Below are 6,589 nucleotides of genomic sequence, written 5' to 3'. Positions count from 1 at the left end.
TCAAATCAAGCGCGAAAAGGGCGTTTGGTGAATGCCTTGGCAGTAAGAGGCGATGAAAGACGTGATACTCTGCGATAAGCCATGGGGAGCCGAGAATAGGCTTTGATCCATGGATTTCTGAATGGGGCAACCCACCTGATACTGTGTTATCTCACCCGCTTCGGCGGCGACGGATAATGCGGTCAAACAGGTATTTCTAGACTGAATACATAGGTTTAGAAAAGCAAACCCGGGGAACTGAAACATCTAAGTACCCGGAGGAAAGGAAATCAATTGATACTCCCCTAGTAGCGGCGAGCGAACGGGGACCAGCCGAGCCTTGAGTGTGGTCAGAATGCGTTGGAATGCGCAACCAGAGTGGGTGATAGTCCCGTATGAGAAGCATGATAGGACGTATTAAGTAGGGCGGAACACGTGAAATTCTGTCTGAAGATCGGAGGACCACCTTCGAAGGCTAAGTACTCCTTACTGACCGATAGTGAACCAGTACCGTGAGGGAAAGGTGAAAAGCACCCCGACGAGGGGAGTGAAACAGTACCTGAAACCGAACGCCTACAATCAGTTGGAGGGCCCTTGCGGCCTGACAGCGTACCTTTTGTATAATGGGTCATCGACTTGGTCTCTCAAGCAAGCTTAAGCCGTTAGGTGTAGGCGCAGCGAAAGCGAGTCTTAATAGGGCGAATGAGTTTGAGGGATCAGACCCGAAACCGAGTGATCTAGGCATGGCCAGGTTGAAGGTAAGGTAACACTTACTGGAGGACCGAACCCACATCTGTTGAAAAAGATCGGGATGAGCTGTGCCTAGGGGTGAAAGGCCAATCAAACTCGGAGATAGCTGGTTCTCTGCGAAATCTATTTAGGTAGAGCGTCGACCGAATACCCTCGGGGGTAGAGCACTGGATGGGTAATGGGGCCCCACAGGCTTACTGATCCTAACCAAACTCCGAATACCGAGGAGTACTAGTCGGCAGACACACGGCGAATGCTAACGTCCGTCGTGAAGAGGGAAACAACCCTGACCTACAGCTAAGGCCCCTAATTCATGGCTAAGTGGGAAAGCAGGTGGGACGACCAAAACAACCAGGAGGTTGGCTTAGAAGCAGCCATCCTTTAAAGATAGCGTAACAGCTCACTGGTCTAAATAAGTTGTCCTGCGGCGAAGATGTAACGGGGCTCAAGCCATGAGCCGAAGCTTAGGATGCATTTATTGCATGGTAGCAGAGCGTAGTGTGACATAGTTCCATGTCTCCTTACCGGGTTCGCCCGGATTGGAGACGCGGAGCTTTCTGTGAAGCCGGCGCGTGAGCGATCCGGTGGAGAGATCACTAGTGAGAATGATGACATGAGTAGCGACAAAGAGTGTGAGAGACACTCTCGCCGAAAGTCCAAGGGTTCCTGCTTAAAGCTAATCTGAGCAGGGTAAGCCGACCCCTAAGGCGAGGCCGAAAGGCGTAGTCGATGGGAACCAGGTTAATATTCCTGGGCCAGATGGAAGTGACGGATCATGAAGGTAGTTCATCCTTATTGGATTGAATGGGCTGCTAATTGGTCCCTGGAAATAGCTCCATCGCTAGATCGTACCCTAAACCGACACAGGTGGACTGGTAGAGAATACCAAGGCGCTTGAGAGAACGATGTTGAAGGAACTCGGCAAAATACCTCCGTAAGTTCGCGAGAAGGAGGCCCGGTTCCTAGGCAACTAGGGGCTGGGGGCACAAACCAGGGGGTGGCGACTGTTTATTAAAAACACAGGGCTCTGCGAAGTCGCAAGACGACGTATAGGGTCTGACGCCTGCCCGGTGCCTGAAGGTTAAAAGGAGAGGTGAGAGCCTTGAATTGAAGCCCAGGTAAACGGCGGCCGTAACTATAACGGTCCTAAGGTAGCGAAATTCCTTGTCGGGTAAGTTCCGACCTGCACGAATGGCGTAACGACTTCCCCGCTGTCTCCAACATCGACTCAGCGAAATTGAATTACCTGTCAAGATGCAGGTTACCCGCGGTTAGACGGAAAGACCCCGTGCACCTTTACTACAACTTCACACTGGCATTAGGCCGAACATGTGCAGGATAGGTGGTGGGCTTTGAAGCAGTGACGCCAGTCGCTGTGGAGCCTCCCTTGAGATACCACCCTTGTTCTGCTTGATGTCTAACCGCGGTCCGTTATCCGGATCCGGGACCCTGTGTGGTGGGTAGTTTGACTGGGGCGGTCGCCTCCTAAATCGTAACGGAGGCGCGCGAAGGTTGGCTCAGAGCGGTCGGAAATCGCTCGTTGAGTGCAATGGCAGAAGCCAGCCTGACTGCGAGACTGACAAGTCGAGCAGAGTCGAAAGACGGCCATAGTGATCCGGTGGTCCCGAGTGGAAGGGCCATCGCTCAACGGATAAAAGGTACGCCGGGGATAACAGGCTGATACTGCCCAAGAGTCCATATCGACGGCAGTGTTTGGCACCTCGATGTCGGCTCATCTCATCCTGGGGCTGGAGCAGGTCCCAAGGGTACGGCTGTTCGCCGTTTAAAGAGGTACGTGAGCTGGGTTTAGAACGTCGTGAGACAGTTCGGTCCCTATCTTCCGTGGGTGTAGGATACTTGAGAGGAGTTGCCCCTAGTACGAGAGGACCGGGGTGAACGATCCACTGGTGGACCTGTTGTTGCGCCAGCAGCAGTGCAGGGTAGCTATGATCGGAAAGGATAACCGCTGAAGGCATCTAAGCGGGAAGCCCCCCTCAAAACAAGGTATCCCTGAGAGCCGAGGTAGACCACCTCGTCGATAGGCCAGAGATGTAAGCGCAGTAATGCGTTCAGTTGACTGGTACTAATGGCTCGATAGGCTTGATTTGATCCAGTAACAGAAAGACTGTTACCAGAACAAAAGCATACACACACATTAGCCGTACTCGGCTTGGACATTTTTTGATTTTATTTGGTTTGGTGATCATAGCGCGAGCAAAACACCCGGTCCCATCCCGAACCCGGCAGTTAAGTGCCGCCGCGCCAATGGTACTGCGTCTTAAGGCGTGGGAGAGTAGGTCATCGCCAAACCTAATAAGATCAAAAAATGTGTATCTCTCTTAACGATAACAAAACAATCCGCCCAAAAATACACTACACACCCGGCGGCTTGAAAACACCAAACCAACAAAAATACCGACAACAACAAATACCCTTTGCAGGTTATAGCCAGCAAAGGATAGTCCTTCGGTATGAAAATCTGCGCTTTGACGATGGTCTACCGCGACTACTGGGCCATCAAACAATGGTACATGCATTACAAACACCACCTCGGTGCGCAAAACCTCTTCATCGTCGTGCACGGTGCTGACCCAAGAATTGCATCACTTTGTCCCGCCGCAAATATCATCGTGATCCCGCGCGACGACGTCAGCCATTTTGATGCAACCCGGAACAAAATGCTCAACGGTTTCCAGGACGCGCTCTCCCAAATCTACGATTGGGTCATCAGAACCGATGCGGACGAGATCATACAGATCGACCCTAACCGCTACAAAGACTTCGGCGCCCTGTTCCACGCGTGCGAAGGCAATACTGTCTTCGCCCTCGGCCTCAACGTATTTGAAATGGCGACCGACGCCCCTCTCGACGACGACGCCAATGTGTTCGATCATCGCCGTACTGCCGTGTTTTCGGGTCACTACAGCAAGGCCTTCGCCGTCCGGAATGGGGCCCATCTCGACCTGCATGGCGTGTCTGTTCCCCGCCGCCGGATTGAAAGCTACCCCTATGATCTGCCGTGTGGCGTATACCTCGCGCATCTCAAATTCGCCAATACGGACGCGCTTGTTGCGTCGAACGTCCACCGCAAGGCTATCGCGCGCGGCGAAGGCAAAGGCCTGCCGGGCGAGGCATGGCGTACTGCCACCAAACGTGCCCGCGCGCAATACGCCAAGGCCGAAGCCTTTCCGCATATTCCTTGGGAAGCCGCCAGTGCAAAGGCCTATGCCGCGCAAATCGCAGCACCTGCACGCATCACCAAGCACGCGATCGTGCGCAGTCAGTTCATCGCCTTCAAATTCAAAACCACATTGCCCGACTGGTTTGCCGCATTACCCGCAGGCGCGATGGCCCCTTGATGGCTGCGCAGCCATAGCGCATAACCTGCTGAGCGGTCCCTTAGCTCAACTGGATAGAGCAGCTGACTTCTAATCAGCAGGTTGAGGGTTCGAGTCCTTCAGGGATCGCCAAGTTATCAAATAATGTCATGAGCCATACGAATGCGAATTTCGGACCATAACCTTGCAAATAGGTGTAATGCCTGCGTTTTCGCACATGCGGTCCGGCCTAATTCTTGACGACGTACAGCGATGAGAACTGGCTTTCATGATAGAACTGGGAATCCTGACAGAAGAAAAAACCATTCTTTTCGCTGTTCAGATGGAGCGCTTTAGGTAGGCAAGGGCTCGAGTAAGATATCCTCCAAGTCCACATACTCTTCGGGCGGATCTCCGTTGCCGTTGCTTTTTCCGTCAAACTCTCGCTGTTCTTCTCCCGAAAGATGTTCTGAGATTTTCTCTCTCTGCGTTGCGTAGTTCTTAGGGTTATCGGCTCTCTGGGCAATTTAGTGTGTCTGTGAACAATGCCGTTCCGACAGCACATTAACGAGTTCGGGGATGGAGGTACCCCATCCTGCGTTGCTTACAAAGGCATTCATCGCGGCAAAGGATTTCGGCCCAAGGAACCCATCCACCGGACCAGGATCTTCGCCGAGCAATACCAGAAGTCGCTGCATCGTCGCGATGTCCGTCAGCTCATCCACCACAGCAAGCCCGCAAGGCGACGCGCGCTCTTCAGTCGTGGCTTCTACCGTTGCCGCCGCAATCGGTTCCGGGGAATTCGATTGTGAGGTCATTTGATCCGGTTTTTCGGCCGCTTCACTCATCGGGAGGGGTGAAACCAGGCATTGGCCCAACCGCTCTGCGACACGTGTGGCAGGTTGGGGTGGCGTTCCTGTTTGCGTGAGTGCACATGTCTCAACCGATGCGTCGCACATGATCTCGATTGCCCAGGGCATATCCGGATCCCCCCCTCGCAGTACCCCTGTTGCGTTGGCAAATATCTTATAGGCGTACCCATCAACACGCCCTTTTTGCCAGAACGCCGGAAATGCCGAAGACGGCAGATCCGTCACATGCGACGTCACATCCGTCGCGCCGGGAAAGGGGATATCGAACGTCGGGGAAACGCATGGCGACGCCCCAAGCTGCAACGCCGATCCGACGAGAACAATGACTGACAAAATAAAGCGCATCATTGGCCAGCCCGGATCAGTGGACCGTTGGCGCGAAACGCCAATGCGGCCAGAACAACCGCGTTTGTGTTCACGGTTACGGATGAATTGGTCGTGCCGTCGGCCTCATAGATGCCTTCGGGCCACCCGCGGTCCGGATCACCCAGCGGCGCAATCGCGGCCACGAGGTCGCTGGTGTATTCCGTGCCGAACAAGGCGTCCCAGGCAAAGGCAACCTTGGTGGTGATGGTGCGCTTGCTGTCCAACCGTTCACCACTGAATGACATGACGGCCCAGTCTGCGCCACCGCCCCAAACGGACGAATAAATAAAATACGGCGCGACATCGATGTGGGATTCGCTGACCGCGGTCAGGATACCGGTGTTGCGATACCGCGCCTCCTGGGCGGCATAGATGGCGCTTGCGAAACGGGCTGATCGCGCATCAAATCCGAACTCCAGACCGTCAAACAGATAGGGTTCGCTGACTGTAAAGGCGGGCGTGACATTGCGGTGCAGGCGCGTGTCAACGGGGATCGGTTGGCCTTCGACCTCGCGCACCATCAAATTTTTCTCTGCATCATAGGCGCGGAACATGTCGAAACCGAACAGCATCATCGCCTTGGCCGCGTATTGTTCGTATCCAACGCGCCCCTCTTGATCATAGCGCAGGTCGCCGTCCGCGATATTGCCGCCGATCAACTGGCCATCTTCAACCATCAAGGACAGGTCCCAACGGTCCATCACTTTGGCGGTCTTGGCTGCCAATTCGGGGTAGTTGGCGTTCACATGGCCAAGGGCCGCCACCATGCGCGCAATGTCCAAAGCAGACCAACCCAAGCCCCGTTCCACGGGTTCATTTGCGTAGTTGACCAAATCGCCAGTGCGCACATTGTAGGCCTTGTTTGGCAACGCATCGTCGAACAGGCGCATGTCCATCAGCGTCTCAAGCACCAGATCAATACGGGCAATGGTCTCTGCGTCGTCGATCAGGCCCAGACGATTGGCTGACAGAGTGGCGACGAAGTAAGACCCCGTTTCCCACGTTGTCGTGGATGGGTAGTTGTCCGTCGAATTGACCAGCCCGGTGTTTGGATCCGTGTTGTTCACAAAGTACTGCCACGCCATCTTTGCATAGGCTAAATCCTCGGGCGACGATGTGCCCGTGATTGCCAAAGGCAGCGGCGTGACCTCTTCGAAGTGTGCCATTGCAGTGGCTCCTGATTGCGTGTCTGCCTGTTCATTTTCGCGTCGGTCGATTGTCGTGACCAGCACCAGACCGCACCCCAATGCAAAGAGAAAAATCAGATGGCTGCGGGCCTTGATAAGGTGTGTCTTGAAACTCATG

At 54.3% G+C, this 6,589-nt stretch carries 3 protein-coding genes, 1 tRNA gene and 2 rRNA genes; 4 read left to right on the top strand and 2 right to left on the bottom strand.

Features of this window, described 5'->3' with window-relative positions:
• Positions 1–3 precede the first annotated feature (3 nt).
• From K3756_RS15265 to K3756_RS15250, 4 genes are all read left to right on the top strand, one after another.
• A 23S ribosomal RNA gene (locus K3756_RS15265) occupies positions 4–2,837 on the top strand.
• Between the two features lie 87 nt (positions 2,838–2,924).
• Positions 2,925–3,039, top strand: a 5S ribosomal RNA gene (rrf, locus tag K3756_RS15260).
• Between the two features lie 161 nt (positions 3,040–3,200).
• On the top strand, positions 3,201–4,088 hold the full coding sequence (locus tag K3756_RS15255; RefSeq protein WP_259988862.1) for a glycosyltransferase family 2 protein: 888 nt from the start codon (positions 3,201–3,203) through the stop codon (positions 4,086–4,088).
• A gap of 34 nt (positions 4,089–4,122) precedes the next feature.
• Positions 4,123–4,199, top strand: a tRNA-Arg gene (locus tag K3756_RS15250).
• A 374-nt stretch (positions 4,200–4,573) separates the two neighbouring features.
• On the opposite strand, the gene K3756_RS15245 is transcribed toward K3756_RS15250, so the two are convergent.
• Both K3756_RS15245 and K3756_RS15240 read right to left on the bottom strand, forming a co-directional pair.
• Positions 4,574–5,266 carry a peptidoglycan-binding protein gene (locus K3756_RS15245; RefSeq protein WP_259988861.1) on the bottom strand — a complete coding sequence of 231 codons (693 nt, stop codon included), beginning with the start codon at positions 5,264–5,266 and terminating at the stop codon, positions 4,574–4,576.
• Positions 5,263–6,588 (bottom strand): DUF3131 domain-containing protein, encoded by a 1,326-nt coding sequence (locus K3756_RS15240; protein WP_259988859.1) that lies wholly within the window; start codon positions 6,586–6,588, stop codon positions 5,263–5,265. Before K3756_RS15240 ends, K3756_RS15245 begins: the two co-directional genes overlap by 4 nt.
• Position 6,589: the final 1 nt, after the last annotated feature.

The organism is Sulfitobacter sp. S190 (assembly GCF_025141935.1).
GTDB lineage: Bacteria > Pseudomonadota > Alphaproteobacteria > Rhodobacterales > Rhodobacteraceae > Sulfitobacter.
Note: the sequence above shows the minus strand (reverse complement) of the source record. Positions and strands in the feature narration are given on the sequence as shown.

Excerpts from the sequence above, each read along its gene's own strand:
- K3756_RS15245 (WP_259988861.1), bottom strand. The coding sequence starts at position 5,266 with ATGATGCGCTTTATTTTGTCAGTCATTGTTCTCGTCGGATCGGCGTTG.
- K3756_RS15255 (WP_259988862.1), top strand. The coding sequence starts at position 3,201 with ATGAAAATCTGCGCTTTGACGATGGTCTACCGCGACTACTGGGCCATC.
- K3756_RS15240 (WP_259988859.1), bottom strand. The coding sequence starts at position 6,588 with ATGAGTTTCAAGACACACCTTATCAAGGCCCGCAGCCATCTGATTTTT.